Source organism: Streptomyces sp. NPDC006314, from assembly GCF_040613075.1.
GTDB lineage: Bacteria > Actinomycetota > Actinomycetes > Streptomycetales > Streptomycetaceae > Streptomyces.
Genome location: NZ_JBEXRL010000065.1, coordinates 1 through 2,476, shown reverse-complemented (window position 1 = coordinate 2,476; position 2,476 = coordinate 1). Strand labels below are relative to the sequence as shown.

At 71.5% G+C, this 2,476-nt stretch carries 1 protein-coding gene; it reads right to left on the bottom strand.

What is annotated here, in order from left to right; genetic code table 11:
- Positions 1 to 2,476 (bottom strand): condensation domain-containing protein (locus ABZ079_RS36755; protein WP_356943787.1); only part of this gene is annotated, 2,476 nt, incomplete at both ends.

Genomic DNA, 2,476 nt, shown 5'->3' with positions numbered 1-2,476 from the left:
ACCGAGCCGGCACCGGCGCCGTCCGTCAGGGCCGTGTCGTTCCAGCCCTCCAGGACCAGCGAACGCTCACCCGCAGACAGCACGTCCAGGCCGTCCAGGCGGGTGCCGGGGGACTCCACGACCGTGCTCAGAACGTGGACCAGGCGCTCGGCCATGGCCTCGACCGTGGCGGCGTCGAACAGGGCAGTGCGGTAGTCCAGGCTGCCTTCCATGCCCTCGTGGCGACCGGACTCTCCGCGGCGCTCGCTGATCGCGAGCGACAGGTCGAACTTCGACACCGTGAAGTCCAGCGGCTCCGGACCCACGCGCAGACCGGGGAGCGAGAGGGAGGCCCGGGCGTTGTTCTGGAACATGATCATGACCTGGAACAGCGGGTGCCGGTCGAGGGACCGCTCCGGGTTGAGTACCTCCACGAGGCGCTCGAACGGCAGGTCCTGGTGCGCGTACGCAGCCAGGTCCGACTCCCGCACACGGCCGAGCAGTTCGGTGAAGGTCGGGTTGCCGGAGAGGTCCGTGCGCAGGACGAGCGTGTTCACGAAGAAGCCGACGAGGTCGCCCAGCGCGTCGTCGTTCCGGCCGGCCACCGGCGTGCCGACGGGGATGTCCGTACCCGCGCCGAGCTTGGACAGCAGCAGTGCGAAGGCGGCCTGGACGACCATGAACATGCTGGTGCCGTTCCGGCGTGCCAGAGCGTCCAGCCGCTCGTGCAGGTGCGCGGGTACGTGCAGCGGAACGGAGCCGGCCTTGTCGTACGAGGTGCTCTCACCCCGCCGGTCCACGGGCAGGTCGATCCCCGCGGGGAGCCCGTCGAGCTGCCGCTTCCAGAAGTCCAGCTGCTGGGCGGCGAGGCTGCCGGGGTCGTCCTCGCTGCCCAGCAGCGCGCGCTGCCACAGCGCGTAGTCCACGTACTGCGCGGGCAGCGGCTCCCAGGCCGGCGCGCCGCCGCCGACCCGGGCGGTGTAGGCCGTGGACAGATCGCGGGCGAGCGGGGCCATGGACCACCCGTCCGCGGCGATGTGGTGGACGACGAGCAGGAGGACGGCCACCGAGGCGCTGGTCGTGAACAGCCGGGCACGGACCGGTACGTCCACGGCCAGGTCGAACCCGCCGCGGGCTTCCCGGGCGAGCACCGCGGGCAGCTCCTCCTCGGACACCTGTGTCACCGGGAGGTCCATCGGGACCTCGCCGAGCACGCGCTGCCACGGGAGGCCGTCGGTCTGCGGGAAGACGGTGCGCAGGCTCTCGTGCCGCATGACCACGTCGGCCACCGCAGCCCGCAGCGCCTCGACGTCCAGGTCGCCGCTCAGCCGCAGGGCGAGCGGAACGTTGTAGGTGGCGCTGCCGTGGTCCAGCTGGTTGAGGAACCACAGCCGCTGCTGGGCGAAGGAGACCGGCGGCGCGGCAGGGCGTTCGCCGACGACGACTGGGGGGCGGGCCGTTCCGTTGTCCCCGGCGGACTCGGAGATCAGACGCGCCAGCGCGCCGACGGTCGGGCTCTCGAAGACGGCACGGATGGACAGGTCCGCCTTGAGCACGGAGCGGATCCGGCTGGTGAGGCGGGTGGCGAGGAGGGAGTGGCCGCCGAGACCGAAGAAGTCGTCGTCGACGCCCACGGAGGGCAGGCCGAGAATGTCGGCGAACAGGCCGCACAGGATCTCCTCCTGCGGCGTGCGCGGCGCCCCGCCCTGGCCTCCGCCCTGCTCGGGAGCCGGCAGCTTCTTCGCGTCCAGCTTGCCGTTGTCCGTGAGCGGCAGCGCCTCCAGCGCGACGAACGCCGCCGGCACCATGTACTCGGGCAGGAAACCCTGCGCGTGCTCCCGCAGACGGGCCAGGTCCACGGCCGGAGCCGAGCCGCCGGACACCACGTACGCAGTCAGCCGCCTGTCACCCGGCTGGTCCTCCCGCACGATCACCGCGACCTGCTCGACGCCCTCGTACGACATCAGGGCGGCGCTCACCTCGCCGAGCTCGATGCGGAACCCGCGGACCTTTACCTGGTCGTCGACGCGCGAGACGAACTCCAGGATGCCGTCGGCGTTCCAGCGCATGAGGTCGCCGGTGCGGTACATGCGGGTGCCGGGCTCGCCGAACGGATCGGCGACGAAGCGCTCCGAGGTCAGGTCCGGGCGCCCGGTGTAGCCGCGCGCCAGCAGGTCGCCGGCGATGTAGACCTCGCCCGCGATGCCGATCGGGGACGGCCGCAGGTGCTGGTCGAGGACGTACATCCGGACGCCGTCCATGGGGCGGCCGATCACCACGACACCGTCGTGGATGGGGTCGTGGGGGGTGATTTGGTGGGTGGTGCAGCCGACGGTGGTTTCGGTGGGTCCGTATTCGTTGAGGATGGTTACGTTGGGGTGGTTTTGGCGCCAGTTGCGGACGTTGGTGCCGTGGAGGGCTTCGCCGCCGAGGACGAGGTGGTGGGTGGGGGAGTGGGTGGTGGGGAGTGTGGTGAGGAGGTCGAGGTGGCTGGGGG